This window comes from Nocardioides marmorisolisilvae, from assembly GCF_003725775.1.
Taxonomy (GTDB): domain Bacteria; phylum Actinomycetota; class Actinomycetes; order Propionibacteriales; family Nocardioidaceae; genus Marmoricola; species Marmoricola marmorisolisilvae.
On the sequence record NZ_RJSG01000005.1, the window covers coordinates 15,157 to 32,313 of the forward strand.

Here is a 17,157-nt window from a genome sequence, read left to right on the forward strand (position 1 = left end):
ACTCCGCCGGGGCGGAGGGTGGTTCAGGTGTGGTGTCGGTCGGTTCGGGTGGAGCCGGAAGGCTCCGGTCCTGTTCCTCCCGACGCCACGGGATCAGCGCCGTGACACCGACCACGAGAAGGCTGAGAGCGACGTTGCGAAGTCCCCTCCGAACGCCGCTCCCGGCCTTACTCGAGTCAGCTACGAGAGGCACCTCGGACCGGACGCAGGCCCAGACCGCCGGCGACCACCATCATGATCATGCCGGAGACGAGGAGGGCCAGGCCCTGCTCGCTGCGCAGGTCGTTGGTGACGGTCGTACCGGTCAGACCGGCGTGGACGACGGTCGGCGTGGCAACCGACGGGGTGGCCGTCGGAACGTCGACCACATCGCAGTCGCCGACCTCGGCGAAGGTGTGCTCCCAGTGCGTCTGAGCACCCTCGGCGAGGACGTTCGGGTCGATCGCAGTCGCGTCAACGTCCACGGTGCCGCCGGGGACCAGGTCGCCGGTGACGACGTAGTGCACGCCGTCGACGTCCTTGGTCTCGATCTCCGGGCCGGCAACCTTCTTCTCCGGGACGGGGATCTCGGTGACCGGAGCCGGGTCCGGCAGGATGACGGCCGGGTCGGTGTCACAGGTCGGCTCGGTGAACTCCGGGGCGACCGGGGTGACCTCGGTCGGCGGGATCACGATGTCGCAGATCTCGGCCGCGTCGAAGTCGCCCTGGATGACGAGCTGGGTCTGGTCCGCACCGTCGAAGGTGAAGCCCTGGTCGGCGGTGAAGGTGACGACCCAGTGGCCGCCCGGAGCCGAGCTGCCGCTGACGACGTAGGTCGCGTTCTGAGCGATCGGGTCGAGGCTCGGGGTGTTGTCGTTGTCGCAGTCCGGCTGCGTGACGTCGACGTCAGCGTTGGCCCGCGGGGTGTCGCCGTCGCAGCTCGCGGCGGTGATGTCACCGTCGTACTCGTGGAAGTTGCCCTGGTCGTCGGTGAAGGAGCCGATCAGGTCCGGCTTCGGGTCACCGGCGCTGTGGGCCTTGCCCTCGAAGGTGCCGTCGCTCTTCCACTTCTTGTTCGGGTCCTCGCGGTGCTGGAGGTGACCCTTGAGCTTGACCGAGTCGTCGTCGACGGAGATGAAGACGTACGGGTTCGAGTCAGAGCTGGTCGCGTGACAGATGCCGACCTTGTTCGCTGCCGCGTCCGCCGAGGTGGCGGTGGCCAGCAGCGCGACGCCGCTGGACATGGTCAGCGCGCCGAAGGCGGCGATAACGGTGGCTACGCGACGCATGCGCGGACGCGTGGACTTCTTAATCCCCATGTTGTGTGCCCCAGATCAGTAGTGCGGTACGGAAGTGCCCCCCAGGGCACGTAGTGACTTATCGAATGCCTCAACGAGTGGTTGCGGCAAAGGGTGATACACGCGGTCTAGTCCGCAAATCCGGACAAACCGCTACCAAACGCTTCGATACGTTTGGAATCAACTAGTTCTCGGCCTCAGGCGGGCATGCCGAAGTGGCGCACGGCACGTCTGCCGTGCGCCACCTCGACAAGGGTCAGCGGCGGGCGCCCCGCGGCCGGGCGAGGCCGGCAGCAGCCACCATCAGCAGCAGGCCCGAGGCCAGCAGCGCCATGCCCTGCTCGGTCCGCAGGTCCGAGACCGTCACCGGGGTGCCGATCAGACCGGCGTGCACGACCGTCGGGGTCGCGACCACCGGCGGCTTCGGCTCGGTCGGCGGAGTGACGGTGCAGTCCGCGGCGTCGCTGAAGGTGTGATCGAACTGGAGCTCCTGGGCGTCGTCGGCGAAGGTGTAGCCGTCGTCGACGGTCGCGGTCACGGTGACCGACTCACCCGGAGCAACGGTGCCTTCGAGCGCGAAGGTCACGTGGTCGCCCTCGGTCGAGTACGACGGGCTGTTGTCGTTGGCGCAGCTCGGGTCCACGAACGTCGCGCTCGCGGTCGTCTCGACCGGCGGCGGGACGTCCTGGTTGCCACAGGTCTCGGAGTTCACCACACCGTCCAGCACGACCAGGTTGCCCTCGGGGTCGGTGTAGTCACCGATGATGTCCGGCTTCGGCTGACCCTTGGTGTGCGCGACGCCGTTGAAGGTGCCGTCCGACTTCCACCTCTTGTTGGGGTCGTTGCGGTGCTTCAGGTGGCCCTGCAGCTTCACGGAGTCGTTGTCCACCGTGATGAAGGTGTACGGGTTCGAGTCCGAGCTGGTCGCGTGGCAGATGTTCACGGGCGTCTTGTCCGCGTTGGCCGCCGGTGCCGCGGCGAGCAGGACGACCCCGCTGCCCATCACCAGGGTGCCGAGCGCCGCGACGAAGGTCGCGATCCGCCGGCGCGAGCGCTGCTGTGATCTCGTGGTCATGTGGTGCCCCCAGACGTTCGAGTGAAGAGAGTGAGTAGAGGGAGGTAGAGCCCCGCCCGAACGACGCCTCCTGCCATGGAAATCCGTGGCGCTGACTACCAGCAATGACCCTCTTGGGTGGTATCCACAGGACGATCCCGACATACCGGGACCAAGCGTTCTCCACAGCCCGCACCGTGGGACCTCCCTCGGACTGCGGTGACTCCGGAGTAGGCTCGCGCCACCTCGACACCCCGACAGCACGGAGGCCCTGCGTGACCACCCCGGCGACCTCGGCCGACGGCGACCGGCCGGCCACCCGCGGAGCCCGTCTGCCGCGCCGTGCCCGACGGGCCCAGCTGCTCGAGTCGGCCCTCGAGGTCTTCGTGGCCCAGGGCTACCACTCGGCAGCGATGGACGACATCGCCGAGAACGCAGGGGTCTCCAAGCCGGTGCTCTACCAGCACTTCCCCGGCAAGCTCGACCTCTACCTCGCGCTGCTCGACCAGGCCGTCGACAAGGTGATCACCGGGACCCGCGAGGCACTGGAGTCGACCGAGGACAACAAGCAGCGCGTCGCGGCCACGATGAGCGCCTTCTTCTCCTACGTGGCCAGCGAGCAGGGCGAGTTCCGCCTGGTCTTCGAGTCGGACCTGACCAACGAGCCCGCCGTGCGGGAGCGGATCGACCGGGTGACCAAGGACTGCGCGGACCTGATTGCGCACGTCATCCACGACGACACCGGCCTGCCGGACGAGGCCTCCCAGCTGCTGGCCGTCGGCCTGGTGGGAATGGGTCAGGTCAGCGCCCGGTTCTGGCTCCAGGACCGTTTGCGCGGGAGTGACACCATCGAGCAGGCAGCTGCTGGGAACCTGGTGGCAGGCCTGGCCTGGCGCGGGATCCGGGGATACCCGCGGAACGACGACAACGTCTGACCCTTCGACAGGCTCAGGGGAACCGGCACACTGTCCCCCAGCAGCACCGAGACCACATTTCACGCACCACACTTCAGGGAGGTCCTCCGGATGGAGGTCAAGATCGGCGTCCAGAACGCCAACCGCGAGCTCACCGTCGACACCGATCTCGACGCTGACGCCGTCGAGAAGCAGATCGCCGCGGCACTGTCGGGCGGCGGGCTGCTGACGCTGACCGACGCCAAGGGCCGCCGGGTCGTCGTACCGGTGGAGAAGCTGGCGTACGTCGAGATCGCGAACAGCACGGCCGGACAGGTCGGCTTCCGCAGCTGATCGAGGACGCGCCAGCGGACTCGATCGTCGGTGGTTGAGCAGCGAGGGCGACTGAGGGACGAAGTCGCCACCGAGCGTGTCGAAACCGGACAAGCAAGCGGGGGCGGTACGGCGAACGCCGTACCGCCCCCGCTGCTTTGTCACCGGCGGTTCACGCTGCTGGGGCGCAACCCGAGGCCACCGGCGAGAACGAGCAGCGCCACTCCCAGCGCTACCAGGACCCGGCCCTGCTCGGTCCGCGGGTCCACCGAGGGAACCGCTCCGATCAGGCCGGCGTGGACGACGGTCGGCGCGACCACCACGGTCGGGTCGACCACCGGCGGCGAGACCGCCGGGCAGTCCTCCGGAACCGTGAAGGTGTGCTCCCAGTGCGTCGGCTCGCCTTCTCCGATCACGAACCCGGGCAGCGCGCTGGCGTCGACGTACGCGGTCTCACCGGCCTTGAGGCTGCCGCTGACCACGTAGTGCACGCCCTCGGCATCCGAGGTCAGGATCACCGGACCGGTCGCCTTCTTGCCCTCGGACGGCGGGTCGTTCGGCACGAAGACCGAGCCGTCGGTCGTGCAGGTCGGGTCGGTGAACGACGGGTCGGTCGGTACCGCCAGGGTCGGCTCGGCGCAGTCCTCCGGAGTCACGGCCGGCCCGAAGGTGTGCTCGAACCCGATCGAGGTCGAGTGGTCGGAGTACTCGTACGGGAACACCGTGTGCGCCGTCACTGTCACCGTCTCGCCTGGTGCCACGGTGTCACCGTCGGCCAGGTCGAAGGTGGAGTGGTCGCCGCTCGTGCTGTACGACGGGGTGCTCTCGTTGGCGCAGCTCGGGTCGACGAAGGTGACCTCGGGGTCCGGTGCGATGCACTCGTCGACCGGGATCTGGGTGCTCTTCTTCCCGATGATGATGACCTTGCACGGGTCCTCGCACTCGTTCCAGTCGCCGTTCTTGTGCTTGCTCAGGATCGGCGGGCACGGGTTGCAGTCGCCGTTGTGGTGGCTGCTCACGCTCTGCTTCAGCGGCGGCTGCTCGTCGCACCCTCCGCAGTCGCCCTTGTGCTTGCTGACGCTCTTGCCCTTGTCGTCCCAGCAGCCACCGCCGCAGTCGCCGCGGTCGCTCTTGTGCTTGCCGAAGTTCTTGTCGTCGTCGTTCCAGCATCCGCCGCCACAGTCGCCGTCGTCGTCGCCCTTGTGCTTGGCGACCGACTTGCGGTCGTCATCGCCACCCCAGCAACCACCACCGCAGTCGCCGTCATCGCCGCGGTCCTTGGCAACGGTCTTGTGGTGCTCGTCATCGCCTCCGCAGTTGCCGCCGCGGTCGGACGAGCTCGCGTTCGCCGGTGCGGCCACGATCAGGGCCACACCGGTCGACAGCAGGAGCATGCCGAACAGGGCGAACACCGCCGCAGCGGCGCGCAGGTGTCGGTTCACAGAAACACTCATCACAACTCCCCAGAAATCAGTCGTGCAGGCGCACCGCTGTCAGCGGTGTCGAGTGCTGCGTCCCGGGCCCCAGACCGGCCGCAGCGCGAGCCAGAATCGTGGAGTCGGATCGGCACCCGCCGGTACCGGAGCCGGTTGTCTAGCCAGACGAATCACGACGAAGTGGGCATGCGGCGCGAAAGCACCCAGAACTCTGACCGAACGGACGAGGCAGGTCCTGGACGACCGGGAGCCTGTCTATCGGTCGGACGCCCGATCAGGACGCGAGACCGAGCTCCGCCATCCGATTGGCGTGGTTCTCGGTGAGCCGGCTGAACATCCGGCCGAGCGCGGCCAGGTCCAGTCCCGGACGGTCGACGCCCCCGGCGAGCAGGGCCGCCAGGGAGTCCCGCTCGGCCGCGACCCGCTGGGCCTGGGAGAGCGCCTCCCCCATCAGCCGGCGGCCCCACAGCGCGAGCGCGCCGGCGACACGGTGGTCGGCGACGATCGCCTGCCGGACCCGGTCGACGACGAACTCGGAGTGGCCGACGTCGGAGAGCGAGGTGACCACGGTGGTCCGGGTCTCGGCGTCGAGGAACGCGGCGACCTCGATGTAGAAGTCGGCGGCGAGACCGTCACCGACGTAGGCCTTGATCAGTCCCTCGAGCCAGTTGCTCGGCGCTGTCCGGGCGTGGAAGGCGTCGAAAGCCTTCACGAAGGGCGCCATCGCCTCCATCGGCTCCGAGCCGAGCTCGGCGATCCGGGCGATCAGCGGCTCGACGTGGTTGAACTGGACCGCAGCCATCTTCCCCAGGGCCAGCTTGTCGGCCAGGGTCGGCGCCAGCTTGGCGTCCTCGGCGAGGCGCTCGAACGCCGAGATCTCGCCGTACGCGATGGCGCCCAGCAGGTCCACGACGGCGGCCCGGTAGCCAGGGTCCTGGAAGGCGACCGGGGTGTCCCCCGCGGAGCCGGAATCGGCGATTTCGGTCATAGGGGGAGCGTACCGATAGACTGAGACCGGCAGACGGCCCCCGTCAGCGCCCGGACACGACCGGGGATCCAACCTGGACGAAACCGCTCAGGCGAACGGGGCACACGGCCGCGCCTTCCGATTTCACACAGAACGGCAAGATCCTGACTACCTTCCGAGAGCTCGGGGTACTCCCCGAGATTTGCGATGCGCTCGAGCGCGTCAACATCACCACCCCGTTCGCCATCCAGGAGATGACCCTCTCGGTCGCCCTGATGGGGACCGACCTGATCGGCCAGGCCCGCACGGGCACCGGCAAGACCCTCGCCTTCGGCATCCCGGTGCTGCAGCGCTCGGTCGCTCCGCACGACCCGGACTACGAAGAGCTCGTCGCCCCCGGCAAGCCGCAGGCCCTGATCGTCGCCCCGACCCGTGAGCTCGCGCTCCAGGTCTCCGGCGACCTGGCGCTCGCCGGCGCCGACCGCGGCATCCGCGTCCTGACCGTGTACGGCGGCGTCGCCTACGAGCCGCAGCTGGAGGCCCTCGAGGCCGGCGTCGAGGTCGTCGTGGGTACGCCGGGTCGCCTGATCGACCTGATGAACCGCAAGGCCCTGGACATCTCGCACGTGAAGAGCCTGGTCCTCGACGAGGCCGACGAGATGCTGGACCTGGGCTTCCTGCCCGACGTCGAGCGGCTGCTGGCCAAGACGCCGGAGACCCGCCAGACGATGCTGTTCTCGGCGACGATGCCGGCCGCGATCGTGGCCCTGGCCCGCACCCACATGCGGCACCCGATGAACATCCGCGCGGAGTCCTCCTACGAGAACGCGACCGTGCCGGCCACGGCCCAGTTCATCTACCAGGCGCACGACCTGGACAAGCCGGAGATGATCGGCCGCATCCTGCAGGCCGAGGGCTCCGGGTTGACGATCATCTTCACCCGCACCAAGCGCCAGGCGCAGCGCGTGGCCGACGACCTGACCGAGCGCGGCTTCGACGCGAGCCCGCTGCACGGTGACATGGCTCAGGCAGCCCGGGAGAAGGCGCTGACCAAGTTCCGCGAGAACAAGCTGCGGGTGCTCGTCGCCACCGACGTCGCCGCCCGCGGCATCGACGTCACCGGCGTCACCCACGTCATCAACTACACCTGCCCCGAGGACGAGAAGACCTACGTCCACCGGATCGGTCGCACCGGGCGCGCCGGTGCCACCGGTGTCGCGATCACCTTCGTCGACTGGGCGGACCTGCACCGCTGGAAGATGATCAACAAGGCGCTCGACCTGCCGTTCGACGAGCCGGCCGAGACCTACTCCAGCTCCGAGCACTTCTTCCACGACATGGGGATCGCGCCCGGCACCAAGGGCCGCCTGATCCCCGAGGGTCAGATCGTCATCCCGCGCGAGCCGCGCAAGGACGACCGTGGCCGCTCCGGCGGCAACCGCTCCGGCGGTGGCCGTGGCCAGGGTGGCGGTCGCGGTGAGGGCGGTCGCGGCGAGGGCAACCGTGGCGGCTCCCGCAACCGGGGCCAGCAGGGCGAGACCGCCTCGGCCGGTGCCGAGGGTGGCGACAAGCCGGCCCGCCCGCGCTCGCGCAACCGTCGTCGCACCCGCGGCGGTGGCGGTCAGTCCCCGGCTGCTGCCGCGGAGTAACCGGGCCTAGGCGACGACGACGACCTCGGTCCCCGTCGTCGCGAAGCTCCACATCCGCTCGGCGTCGGTGAGCTTCTGCCGGATGCAGCCGTGCGACTGCGGCGTGCCCAGCTGACTGATCTTCTGCAGCGGCTTCCCGAGCTTGGTCGGGATGCTGTGGAACCCGATGGCGGCCTGGGGTCCGTGCGCGAACCGCACGAAGTACTGCATCACGCCGGAGTCGTCGACACCGACGGCCCAGCGCGAGCGCGAGTACACGTGGTACTTCCCGGGCTCCAGGTTGTTCGTGACGCTGCCGGAGACCAGGTACGTCGAGAGCGGCGTGCCCTGCGAGCTGACCAACCAGACCCGCTGGGCGCTCTTGGAGAACACGACCCGCTTGCCGGTCCCCGACGAGGTCGGCAGCTTCGTCGACGTCGTCGAGGTGGTCTTCGCCGGAGCCTTGCCCGTCGTGGTCCTGCCCGACGTCGTGCCGGTGCCGCTCGACCCGGTCGGGGTGCTCGTCTCGCCCAGGTCTGTGCCCCTGCTTCTGGTGCCCGGGTCCTGGGGCGCGCCGACGCCGACCACCGTGTCGGCCAGGTCGCGGGTCGCGGCGCTCCCGGCGCCGCCGAGCGGGATCACCCCGGCGGCTCCCAGCAGAGCAACGGTGGTGATCACCGTCGACACGGACGCGGCAGCGATCCGGCGCAACCGCGGGCGCACCCGGCGCGGCGACTGCTTGCGGTGCGTCGACATCGTCAGTCCCGCGCCAGCAGGTTCGCGGCGACCTGGCGGTAGGCCTCGGCGCCCTTGTTGGTTCCCGCCGTGGAGAGGATGGAGCGGCCCGCAGCAGGAGCCTCCGCGAAGCGGATCGACTTCGGGATCGGCGGCTCGATCACGGCGAGGTCGTAGGTCTCGGAGATGTTCTCGAGCACCGCGCGGGCGTGCGTCGTGCGGCCGTCGTACAGGGTCGGCAGCACGCCCCAGACCTCGAGGTCGCGGTTGGTGAAGCGACGGACGTCGTGCACCGTGTCGAGCAGCTGGCCGACGCCGCGGTGCGAGAGCGTCTCGCACTGGAGCGGGATCAGCACCCCGTTGGCCGCGGTCAGCGCTGCGACGGTGAGCACTCCCAGCGACGGCGGGCAGTCCAGCAGCACCCAGTCGTACTCGTCGAGCTCCTCGACGACCGTGCGGATGACGTACTCGCGGCCGGTCCGGGTGAGCAGATCGGCCTCGGCACGGGCCAGCTCGATCGTCGCCGGCAGGATGTCGACGCCGTCCTCGGTGGTGGCCATCACCTCGGTGGCGGGAACGCCCTTGGTGAGCACGTGGTGGATCGACAGGTCCAGGTCCTCGGGGTCGATGCCGAGGCTGAACGTCAGGCACGCCTGGGGGTCCAGGTCGACCAGGAGCACCCGCTGACCGAGCTCGGCGAGCGCCGAGCCCAGGGAGGCGACGGTGGTCGTCTTGGCCACGCCACCCTTCTGGTTGGCGACGGCAATCACACGGGTCGAGGACATCACCCACCATCATGCCGCACCCACCTTGCCGGTGCCGACCTCGTCCGTGAATGCTGGGCGGCATGTCGCCGACCTCAGCCCCTCGCCCTGTCGCCCTGGTCACCGGCCCCACCGCGGGCATCGGCCTGGAGTTCGCCCGCCAGCTCGCCGCCTCCGGTCACGACCTCGTGCTGGTGGCCCGCAACGAGACCCGGCTCAACGAGGTCGCCCTCCAGCTGCACCAGGACCACGGCGCCCACTGCGAGGTGCTGGTCGCCGACCTGGCCGACCGGGAGCAGCTCGCCCAGGTCGAGGCCCGCCTGGCTGATCCGGCCGGCCCGATCGACCTGCTGGTCAACAACGCCGGCTTCGGGCTCAAGGAGCGGTTCCTGGTCAACAGCGTCGAGCAGGAGCAGATGCTCCTCGACGTGCTCGTCACCGCAGTCATGCGGCTCTCGCACGCAGCGCTCGGCCCGATGTCGGAGCGCGGGTCGGGAGCGATCCTGAACGTCTCCTCGGTGGCCGACTTCATGCCGCGCGGCACCTACTCGGCAGCCAAGGCCTACGTCACCCGGTTCAGCGAGTGGGCCCACAACGAGTACGGCCCGGCCGGCGTGCAGGTGATGGCGCTGTGCCCGGGCTTCATCCGCACCGAGTTCCACGAGCGGATGGAGGTCGGGCAGGACACCGTGCCGTCCTACCTCTGGCTGGAGTCGCCCGACCTGGTCACCGCAGCGCTCGCGGACCTGGCCGCCGGGAAGGCGATCTCGGTGCCGAGCCTGCGCTACAAGGCGATCGTCGCCGGCGCGAAGTACGTGCCGACCGGGCTGCTGCAGCGGCTGCAGAAGCTGGGGCGCGACTAACCCTCGCCGGCGATGAACGCCCGGACGGCGTTCGCCACCATCTGCACCGCGATCGCAGACAGCAGCAGACCTGCGATCCGGGTGACGAGCAGGACACCGCTCTCCCGGATGACCCGCAGGATCGGCAGCGAGAACCGCATCGCCAGCCAGATCGAGATGTGCACCGCGATGACGCCCAGGGCGACCGCGGCGAACTGCTTGAAGTCGTCGACCTGCTTGCTGAACACCATGGTCGCGACGATCGCGCCCGGGCCGGCCAGCAGCGGGGTGCCGAGCGGGACCAGCGCGACGTTGGTCTCGGCCGCCGCGGTCGGCTCGGACTCCTTGCCGGTCAGCAGCTCGAGGGCGACGAGCAGGAGCAGCAGGCCGCCGGCGCACTGGAGCGCGGGCAGCGAGATGTGCAGGTAGGACAGGATCTGCTGGCCGAAGAACGCGAAGGCGCTGATGACGCCGAACGACACGGTCACGGCCTGCCAGGCCAGCCGGCGCGACACCTGCGGCGACCGGCCACCGGTCAGCGAGAGGAAGATCGGGATCGTTCCGACCGGGTCCATGATCACGAAGAGCGTGACGAACACGCTCGTGAAGAGGACCCCATCCATAGCTCACCAGGGTAGAGGTCGGCGGCCTGCGGGAACGAACCCGAACGGGGTCAGAACGAACACTCTCGGGTCCGAGACATTTGCCGCCTGACCAGCGGTTTCACCAGGTCGGGCGGGCCCCGCCGAACGGCATCTCGAGGGCTTCGGGACCGAAGCCGGTGACATCGGCGAGCAGCCACTCGTCGCGCAGCAGCAGGGCCGCCGAGGCCGGCCGGATGACCAGCCACAACCAGCGGCCGTCGGCCTCGCCGGCGAAGACCGACTTGGCGAAGAGGTCGTCCTCGATCGAGGGGTCGACGGTCCACATCGGCACGGTGCGACCGCCCGCACGGACGTGGATCGCGTGCGGTCCCAGACCGATCTGCTCACCCGGGTCGTCGTACGCCGTGCCCGCGCAGCGCGAGCCGAGCCCGACGCCGGGGTCCTCCGAGATCACCGTGACCTCGACCGGGCCGTCCAGGTCGCTGGTGCCGACGGTCGTCGTCACCGTGGCGAAAGCCTTCTCGGTGTTGGCGACGCACCCGAAGTCAGCGATCGACCACCCGGGGCTCATCGGCCACGGCAGGTAGGTCGGCAGGTCGTCGGCCGCGCGGTTCACCAGCTCCGCGAAGGACTCGTAGCTCGCCTGCTGCGGCCGCCACAACGGGTGGATGCTGCCGTGCACCGAGCACGTCCAGGCACCGTCACCCTCCGTGATGGGCGCGGTGCAGCGGGGACAGGAAGCCGCTAGTGACACTGGCTCAGGGTAGTCATCAGGCGTTCCAGCGCGCCACGACCGCGGTCTCGTGCTCGTAGCCGAGGACCGAGACCGTCGCGGTGTCCAGGCGCAGCAGCCGGCCCTCGGTGACCGGAAGCCCGAGCCACCGACAGGCCAAGGCTCGGGAGGCGTGCCCGTGCCCGAAGACCAGCACCCGACCGCCGTGCGCACGCGCCTTGGCGACCACCCGGTCCAGCCGGGCACCGACCTGGTCGGCGGTCTCGCCGCCCGGGCACGGGTCGGTCCAGACGGTCCACGCCGGAACGCGCTGGCGGATCTGCGCGGTGGTGATGCCCTCGTAGTCGCCGTAGTCCCACTCGGCCAGGTCGTCCTCGACGTGGGCGTGCGGGAACCCCGCCAGCTCCGCCGTACGCCGGGCGCGCTGGCGCGGCGAGGTCAGCACCAGCCCGAACTCGACGCCGGCCAACCGGTCGGCCAGGCGCGCGGCAGCCTGCTCGCCGGAGGCAGTCAGCGACACCTCCGTCCGCGAGGTGTGCCGGCCGTCGCGGCTCCACTCGGTCTCTCCGTGCCGGACGATCCAGAGCTCGTCGGGTTGCGCGGTCATGGAGCAAGCCTTCTGTGATCATGAGCCGGTGACAAGTGGAGAGGTCTCGGACCCGCCGGAGCTGCACCGCACCCGGCTCGCGGTCGCCGCCGCGTTCGCCACCCAGGGCGGGGTCTTCATCAGCCTGACCACCCGGCTGCCGGACTTCCAGGACAAGTACGACCTGTCCAACGGCGAGCTCTCCGGGCTGCTGCTGATGATGGTGCTGCTGGCCGGCGGGGGCTCGGTCCTGGCGGAGACGCGCGCCAAGGCGCTGTCCTCAGCCAGGCTGCTCCGCACCGGACTGGTCGGCCTGACGGTCGGCGCCGCCCTCATCGGGGCCAGTCAGTCGCTGTCGTTCTTCATCGCGGCGATGGCGACGTACGGCCTCTCTCTCGGCATGGTCGACGCCACCACCAACATGCAGGCGGTCGCGCTCGAGCACCGCTACGGGCGGCCGATCCTGCCGTCCTTCCACAGCGCCTGGACCTTCGGCGGCCTGATCGGGGCGGCGCTGGCCCTGGCGACCTCGCACCTCGACGTGGGCTGGGTCGGCCTGGTCGCGGTCGTGCCGCTGGCCGTGCAGTTCGCGCCGTTCCTCGCGGGCATCGGCGACCCGGCGCAGGAGTCTCCGGCTCCGGTGATCCCGTGGCGCCCGATCATCCTGGTCGGCATCGGGATGGTGCTCTTCTACATGGTCGACACCGCGGCCTTCACCTGGGGACCGCTGTTCCTCAAGAACGTCTTCGACGACACCCCGTCCGGGCTGTTCGCGCTGGCGGTGTTCCCCTACCTGCTCTCCAGCGGCGCCATGCGGTTCGCCGGCGACGGCCTGGTCGCCCGGTACGGCGCGGTGCCGATCCTGCGCATCGGCGCGGTCGTCGCTTCCGCGTCGCTGGCCGTCGTCGTGTTCGCTCCGGCGTGGCCGATCGCCGTGCTGGGCTTCCTGGTGCTCGGCAGCGGCGTCGGCGTGATCGCCCCGCTCAGCTTCTCCGCCGCGGCCCGCATCGCCGGCGGCGAGGAGGAGGACCCGGCGACCCGTCAGCGCCGGGTCGACGCGGTGATCGGGCGCTTCAACCAGTTCAACTACGTCGGCGCGCTGATCGGCTCGGTGCTGACCGGCGCGGTCGGCGAGCACGACCTGCGGGTCGGCTTCGCGGTCCCGATGGTGCTGATCCTGGGGATCCTGCCGCTGGCAAGGGCGTTCGCGCCGGGCGAGGTTTCTCTAGGCAAGACGTGAAACCGGCACTACCGACCCGAAGCATCGGGTCGTTCGCGAAGATTCACGTCCTGCCTAGGGAATCCGACCCGCCTCAGGCCTCGGACGTACCGGGCCAGTTCTTGTCGGGCTGCGGGGTCGGACGACCGGGCTGCTCGCCGCCGCGCTCGGCGAGGTAGCTGTTCTTCGGCACCATCACCTTGCGGCGGAAGATGCAGACGACCTTGCCGTCCTGGTTGTAACCGATGGTCTCGACGTAGACGACGCCACGGTCGTCCTTCGACTTCGACTCGAACTTGTCGAGCACGGTGGTCTCGCCGTACAGGGTGTCCCCGTGGAAGGTCGGCGCGACGTGGCGCAGCGACTCGACCTCGAGGTTGGCGATGGCCTTGCCGGAGATGTCGGCGACCGACATGCCGAGCAGGATCGAGTAGACGTAGTTGCCGACCACGACGTTCTTGCCGAACTGGGTGGTCTTCTCCGCGTAGTTCACGTCCATGTGCAGCGGGTGGTGGTTCATCGTCAGCAGGCAGAACAGGTGGTCGTCGTACTCGGTGACCGTCTTGCCGGGCCAGTGCTTGTAGGTCGCACCGACCTCGAACTCCTCGTAGCTACGACCGAACTGCATGCTCACACCTTCTCTACTGGCTGGTAACCGTCACATCGTGCCGAAAGAAGGGCGGCTCGGGCGAGTCCGGAGCGCGTGGGATACCTCACGCAGCGTTACGAACCGCCGCCACCGGCCTTGCGACGGTGCATCTTCGGAGCTCCGCCGACGACCTCCGAGCCGTGCGCCTTCTCCTTGGACGGCCCGTCCTTCGGCACCCCGCGGTCGTTGGACTTCTTGCGGTCGAGGGCCTCACGCATCTTGGCCTTGAGGTCGTCGTTGGCGTGGTTGTCGGTCATGCGACCACCTTGCCACCGGCGTGGTGGCGCGTCGACCCGGTTTGGGCCGAACCGCCCACGAGCGAGTTCCGGAATGCGTAATCTGGGCAGCCAAGGGCAAACGCGGCCAAACCTGCCGAGAAGGGACCCGCTGTGGGGGTTCGCATCGACGAGCGCGGGATCCGGATCACCGGATCGCTCAAGGGTGCCCTCGACGAGCCGCTCGACCTCCGCCTCGACGGCCACCGGGTCTGGTCCTTCCGACCGCGCCGCGATGGCTTCAAGGTCGGCCGCGGCCTGCTGGTGCCGTGGCCGGAGGCGCTGACGGGCGTGCTCGACGGCAGGGCCGAGATCGACGTCGTCCGGCACGACGGCGGTGCCTCGTTCTTCTCCGGCGCCTTCCTCTTCGGCGAGTCGGACGACCCGGTCGTGCTCACCGACGACCTGGGCAACCGGCTCTCGATCGACAAGGTCGGGCAGCTGCAGCGCTCCTTCGAAGCCGAGCCCGGGCCGGCGCGCAGCGAGCTGGCCCAGGAAGCGCGGCGGATCGTCGACGACCTGCGCGAGCACTGCGATCTGGACGCCTTCCTCTGCCACGGTGGTCTGCTCGGCGCAGCGCGCGACGGCCACCTGGTCGGCCACGACGTCGACCTGGCGTTCTACTCCTCCTTCCGGCACCCGTTCGACGTGATCCGCGAGACCCGCCATGCCGAGCGGACGCTGAGCCGGCTCGGCTGGCAGGTGGTGCGGATGTCGGGGGCGAGCTTCAAGGTCTGGGTCGCCCTGCCGAGCGGCAAGCGCGGCTCGATCGACGTGCTCGCCGCGTTCCACGTCGGCACGACCTTCCACCTGGCCGGTTCGCTCAGCGGTGATCTCGATCGACGACACCTGCTGCCGCTGCGCGAGATCGAGCTCGAGGGCACCTGCTTCCCGGCCCCGGCGAACGTGCGCAAGGTCCTCGAGTTCACCTACGGGCCGGGCTGGTCGGTGCCCGACCCGGCCTTCCGCTTCGACCACCCGCCGGGGCACGTGCGCAAGATGGCGCAGTGGTTCCGCGGCAGCCGGGCCCGGCTTCCGTACTGGCAGGACCTGCACCGCCGGCAGCAGGCGCGCCAGGAGCCCTCGGAGTTCGCCGAGTGGGTGGACGCCCGCACGGAGCCGCACAGTCGGATCCTCGAGCTCGGCGCCGGCGACGGCCGCGACACGATCTGGCTCAGCGAGCAGGGGCACGTCGCGACCGGGACCGACTTCTGCGGCGCCGCCCGTACGACGGCCAACCAGGCGGCCCGCGATGCCGGCGTACCAGTCACCTTCACGGCCCTGAACCTGGAGTCGCTGCACTCGCTGCTGACCATCGCGGCGCGCACCGCCGCGGCGCACGAGGTCACCCACGTCTACGGACGCCGGCTGATCGACGTACTGGCGCCGTCCGGGCGCGACGGCCTGTGGCGCTTCTGCGCGATCGTCGGTCGGCGCGGAGGCCGCACGTTCCTGGAGTACCGCAAGGAGAACGAGCCCGAGACCCTGTACGCCGAGATCGAGCGGTACGGCGGCCGGGTCGTCGACAAGGTGGTGCGGCGCGGGCTCGCACCGGTCGGCAAGGAGGACCCCGTGATCATCCGTCTCGTCCTGACCTGGGAGAAGCCATGAAGCGGAAGTCGGCCCGGATCGCCGAGCTGGAGGCGCAGGTCGCCGAGCTGATGGAGTCGGTGGAGGAGAACCGCCGGCTCAACGAGCGGCTCGCGGACGTGCTCGACGTGATCACCGAGCTGCTGGTGCCGGTTGCCGGTCGTGACGACCCGCGGGTCGACGCCGCGCTGGAGAAGCTGGAGAAGAGCAAGAAGCGGGTCACCCGCAAGAGGTGACCCGCTTCTTCGCCGGTTCTTGCTAGCTCTTGGTCTTGTAGTCCTTGAGCATCGCCTTGCCGATGATCTGCTTCTGGATGTCGGTGGTGCCCTCACCGATCAGCATGAACGCGACCTCGCGGTAGAGGCGCTCGATCTCGTACTCCTTGGAGTAGCCGTAGCCGCCGTGGATCCGGAAGGAGTCCTCGACGACCTCGTGCGCGTACTCGGAGGCGATCATCTTGGCCATGCCGGCCTCGACGTCCATGCGCTGGCCGGTGTCCTTCATCCGCGCGGCCTTCACCATCATGGTGTGGGCCACCTCGACCTTGGTGGCCATCTCGGCGATGCGGAACAGGATCGCCTGGTGCTGGGCGATCGGCTTGCCGAAGGTCTCGCGCTGCTGGGCGTACTCGACGCCGAGCTCGAAGCCCCGCCAGGCCAGGCCGCAGGCACGGGCGGCGACGTTGACGCGGCCGACCTCGACGCCGTCCATCATCTGGTAGAAGCCCTTGCCCGGCTCGCCACCGAGGATCTGGTCGGCACGGACCGGGTGGCCGTCGAGCACCATCTCGGTGGTCTCGACGCCCTTGTAGCCCATCTTGTCGATCTTGCCCGGGATGGTGAGGCCGGGAGCGGTCTCACCGAAGCCGGCCTCCTTCTCGATCAGGAAGGTCGTCATGTTCTTGTAGACCGAGTCGGCGCCCTCGTCGGTCTTGCACAGCGTCGCGACCAGGCGCGACTCGCCGCCGTTGGTCAGCCACATCTTCGAGCCGGTGATCTTGTAGCTGCCGTCGTCCTGCTTCACGGCCTTGGTCGCCACCGCAGCCACGTCGGAACCCAGACCCGGCTCGGACATCGAGAAGGCACCGCGCATCTCGCCGGTGGCCATCTGCGGCAGGTACTTCTGCTTCTGCTCCTCGGTGCCGTGCTGCATCACCATGTACGCCACGATGAAGTGGGTGTTGATGACGCCGGAGACGCTCATCCAGCCGCGGGCGATCTCCTCGACGCAGAGCGCGTAGGTGAGCAGCGACTGACCGAGGCCGCCGTACTCCTCGGGGATCATCAGACCGAAGACGCCGAGCTCCTTGAGACCCTCGACGATCTCGGTCGGGTACTCGTCGGCGTGCTCGAGCTCCTGGGCGACCGGGATGATCCGCTCGTTCGTGAACTCACGAACGGCCTTGAGGATCTCTTCCTGGATGTCGTCGAGACCTTCGGTCTCGCACAGTCGAGGCATGGTGATGCAGTCCTTCCGGTGACGATCAGGTCGGTCGATATTACCCGTCAGTACACACCGGGGCCGACCGTAAAGACCATGACACAGGTCACCCCGCCCCGGCACAGTGACCG

The 17,157-nt window shown here is 69.3% G+C and carries 19 protein-coding genes; 7 read left to right on the forward strand and 12 right to left on the reverse strand.

Going from position 1 to position 17,157, the window contains the following annotated elements; translation table 11 throughout:
- Positions 1–176: 176 nt before the first annotated feature.
- Together EFL95_RS17580 and EFL95_RS17585 are read right to left on the reverse strand one after the other, a co-directional pair.
- Positions 177–1,268, reverse strand: a complete 1,092-nt coding sequence (locus EFL95_RS17580; protein ID WP_123235421.1) for a hypothetical protein — start codon at positions 1,266–1,268, stop codon at positions 177–179.
- 265 nt (positions 1,269–1,533) lie between these two features.
- Positions 1,534–2,352: a hypothetical protein gene (locus EFL95_RS17585; RefSeq protein WP_123235422.1), complete on the reverse strand. Its 819-nt coding sequence runs from the start codon at positions 2,350–2,352 to the stop codon at positions 1,534–1,536.
- Positions 2,353–2,606: 254 nt separating this feature from the next.
- Between EFL95_RS17585 and EFL95_RS17590 the strand changes: the two genes are divergently transcribed.
- Both EFL95_RS17590 and EFL95_RS17595 read left to right on the forward strand, forming a co-directional pair.
- On the forward strand, positions 2,607–3,266 hold the full coding sequence (locus EFL95_RS17590; RefSeq protein ID WP_246005026.1) for a TetR/AcrR family transcriptional regulator: 660 nt from the start codon (positions 2,607–2,609) through the stop codon (positions 3,264–3,266).
- A 90-nt stretch (positions 3,267–3,356) separates the two neighbouring features.
- Entirely contained in the window at positions 3,357–3,578 is a 222-nt protein-coding gene (locus tag EFL95_RS17595) for a DUF3107 domain-containing protein (RefSeq protein ID WP_123235424.1), read from the forward strand.
- Positions 3,579–3,718: 140 nt separating this feature from the next.
- On the opposite strand, the gene EFL95_RS17600 is transcribed toward EFL95_RS17595, so the two are convergent.
- Positions 3,719–5,011, reverse strand: a complete 1,293-nt coding sequence (locus EFL95_RS17600; RefSeq protein WP_148045098.1) for a hypothetical protein — start codon at positions 5,009–5,011, stop codon at positions 3,719–3,721.
- 256 nt (positions 5,012–5,267) lie between these two features.
- Positions 5,268–5,981, reverse strand: coding sequence for a ferritin-like fold-containing protein (locus EFL95_RS17605; RefSeq protein WP_123235426.1), 714 nt, complete (start codon positions 5,979–5,981; stop codon positions 5,268–5,270).
- 233 nt (positions 5,982–6,214) lie between these two features.
- On the opposite strand from EFL95_RS17605, the gene EFL95_RS17610 reads away from it, so the two are divergent.
- Entirely contained in the window at positions 6,215–7,609 is a 1,395-nt protein-coding gene (locus tag EFL95_RS17610; RefSeq protein WP_425463974.1) for a DEAD/DEAH box helicase, read from the forward strand.
- A gap of 6 nt (positions 7,610–7,615) precedes the next feature.
- On the opposite strand, the gene EFL95_RS17615 is transcribed toward EFL95_RS17610, so the two are convergent.
- Both EFL95_RS17615 and EFL95_RS17620 read right to left on the reverse strand, forming a co-directional pair.
- Entirely contained in the window at positions 7,616–8,344 is a 729-nt protein-coding gene (locus EFL95_RS17615; protein ID WP_123235428.1) for a L,D-transpeptidase, read from the reverse strand.
- A 2-nt stretch (positions 8,345–8,346) separates the two neighbouring features.
- Positions 8,347–9,108 carry a ParA family protein gene (locus EFL95_RS17620; protein ID WP_123235429.1) on the reverse strand — a complete coding sequence of 254 codons (762 nt, stop codon included), beginning with the start codon at positions 9,106–9,108 and terminating at the stop codon, positions 8,347–8,349.
- A gap of 62 nt (positions 9,109–9,170) precedes the next feature.
- Here EFL95_RS17620 and EFL95_RS17625 point away from each other — a divergent pair, with 62 nt between their 5' ends.
- Positions 9,171–9,950 carry an SDR family NAD(P)-dependent oxidoreductase gene (locus EFL95_RS17625; protein ID WP_123235484.1) on the forward strand — a complete coding sequence of 260 codons (780 nt, stop codon included), beginning with the start codon at positions 9,171–9,173 and terminating at the stop codon, positions 9,948–9,950.
- On the opposite strand, the gene EFL95_RS17630 is transcribed toward EFL95_RS17625, so the two are convergent.
- The 3 genes from EFL95_RS17630 to EFL95_RS17640 all read right to left on the reverse strand — a co-directional run bounded on the left by EFL95_RS17630 (position 9,947) and on the right by EFL95_RS17640 (position 11,874).
- On the reverse strand, positions 9,947–10,552 hold the full coding sequence (locus tag EFL95_RS17630; protein ID WP_123235430.1) for a MarC family protein: 606 nt from the start codon (positions 10,550–10,552) through the stop codon (positions 9,947–9,949). The genes EFL95_RS17625 and EFL95_RS17630 overlap by 4 nt on opposite strands.
- Before the next feature lie 100 nt (positions 10,553–10,652).
- On the reverse strand, positions 10,653–11,288 hold the full coding sequence (locus EFL95_RS17635) for a DUF6758 family protein (protein ID WP_123235431.1): 636 nt from the start codon (positions 11,286–11,288) through the stop codon (positions 10,653–10,655).
- Positions 11,289–11,304: 16 nt separating this feature from the next.
- The gene (locus tag EFL95_RS17640) at positions 11,305–11,874 is read right to left on the reverse strand and encodes a histidine phosphatase family protein (protein WP_123235432.1); all 570 of its coding nucleotides are present in this window, start codon (positions 11,872–11,874) and stop codon (positions 11,305–11,307) included.
- Between the two features lie 28 nt (positions 11,875–11,902).
- On the opposite strand from EFL95_RS17640, the gene EFL95_RS17645 reads away from it, so the two are divergent.
- Positions 11,903–13,093, forward strand: a complete 1,191-nt coding sequence (locus EFL95_RS17645) for an MFS transporter (protein WP_246005028.1) — start codon at positions 11,903–11,905, stop codon at positions 13,091–13,093.
- Between the two features lie 73 nt (positions 13,094–13,166).
- On the opposite strand, the gene EFL95_RS17650 is transcribed toward EFL95_RS17645, so the two are convergent.
- A complete protein-coding gene (locus tag EFL95_RS17650) occupies positions 13,167–13,700 on the reverse strand; it encodes a MaoC family dehydratase (RefSeq protein ID WP_123235434.1) in 534 nt (177 codons plus the stop codon).
- A 95-nt stretch (positions 13,701–13,795) separates the two neighbouring features.
- Positions 13,796–13,978, reverse strand: coding sequence for a DUF5302 domain-containing protein (locus EFL95_RS17655; protein WP_123235435.1), 183 nt, complete (start codon positions 13,976–13,978; stop codon positions 13,796–13,798).
- A 132-nt stretch (positions 13,979–14,110) separates the two neighbouring features.
- Here EFL95_RS17655 and EFL95_RS17660 point away from each other — a divergent pair, with 132 nt between their 5' ends.
- The gene (locus EFL95_RS17660) at positions 14,111–15,607 is read left to right on the forward strand and encodes a class I SAM-dependent methyltransferase (protein WP_123235436.1); all 1,497 of its coding nucleotides are present in this window, start codon (positions 14,111–14,113) and stop codon (positions 15,605–15,607) included.
- Positions 15,604–15,822, forward strand: coding sequence for a DUF6752 domain-containing protein (locus EFL95_RS17665; protein ID WP_123235437.1), 219 nt, complete (start codon positions 15,604–15,606; stop codon positions 15,820–15,822). Before EFL95_RS17660 ends, EFL95_RS17665 begins: the two co-directional genes overlap by 4 nt.
- A gap of 22 nt (positions 15,823–15,844) precedes the next feature.
- Here the strand turns inward: EFL95_RS17665 and EFL95_RS17670 are convergent, their stop codons facing one another.
- Positions 15,845–17,044: an acyl-CoA dehydrogenase family protein gene (locus EFL95_RS17670; RefSeq protein WP_123235438.1), complete on the reverse strand. Its 1,200-nt coding sequence runs from the start codon at positions 17,042–17,044 to the stop codon at positions 15,845–15,847.
- Between the last annotated feature and the right edge of the window lie 113 nt (positions 17,045–17,157).

Coding starts and splice junctions, on each gene's coding strand:
- EFL95_RS17585 (WP_123235422.1), bottom strand. CDS start 2,352: ATGACCACGAGATCACAGCAGCGCTCGCGCCGGCGGATCGCGACCTTC.
- EFL95_RS17620 (WP_123235429.1), bottom strand. CDS start 9,108: ATGTCCTCGACCCGTGTGATTGCCGTCGCCAACCAGAAGGGTGGCGTG.
- EFL95_RS17610 (WP_425463974.1), top strand. CDS start 6,215: ATGACCCTCTCGGTCGCCCTGATGGGGACCGACCTGATCGGCCAGGCC.
- EFL95_RS17655 (WP_123235435.1), bottom strand. CDS start 13,978: ATGACCGACAACCACGCCAACGACGACCTCAAGGCCAAGATGCGTGAG.
- EFL95_RS17640 (WP_123235432.1), bottom strand. CDS start 11,874: ATGACCGCGCAACCCGACGAGCTCTGGATCGTCCGGCACGGAGAGACC.
- EFL95_RS17650 (WP_123235434.1), bottom strand. CDS start 13,700: ATGCAGTTCGGTCGTAGCTACGAGGAGTTCGAGGTCGGTGCGACCTAC.
- EFL95_RS17600 (WP_148045098.1), bottom strand. CDS start 5,011: ATGAGTGTTTCTGTGAACCGACACCTGCGCGCCGCTGCGGCGGTGTTC.
- EFL95_RS17580 (WP_123235421.1), bottom strand. CDS start 1,268: ATGCGTCGCGTAGCCACCGTTATCGCCGCCTTCGGCGCGCTGACCATG.
- EFL95_RS17630 (WP_123235430.1), bottom strand. CDS start 10,552: ATGGATGGGGTCCTCTTCACGAGCGTGTTCGTCACGCTCTTCGTGATC.
- EFL95_RS17625 (WP_123235484.1), top strand. CDS start 9,171: ATGTCGCCGACCTCAGCCCCTCGCCCTGTCGCCCTGGTCACCGGCCCC.
- EFL95_RS17670 (WP_123235438.1), bottom strand. CDS start 17,044: ATGCCTCGACTGTGCGAGACCGAAGGTCTCGACGACATCCAGGAAGAG.
- EFL95_RS17605 (WP_123235426.1), bottom strand. CDS start 5,981: ATGACCGAAATCGCCGATTCCGGCTCCGCGGGGGACACCCCGGTCGCC.
- EFL95_RS17665 (WP_123235437.1), top strand. CDS start 15,604: ATGAAGCGGAAGTCGGCCCGGATCGCCGAGCTGGAGGCGCAGGTCGCC.
- EFL95_RS17615 (WP_123235428.1), bottom strand. CDS start 8,344: ATGTCGACGCACCGCAAGCAGTCGCCGCGCCGGGTGCGCCCGCGGTTG.
- EFL95_RS17595 (WP_123235424.1), top strand. CDS start 3,357: ATGGAGGTCAAGATCGGCGTCCAGAACGCCAACCGCGAGCTCACCGTC.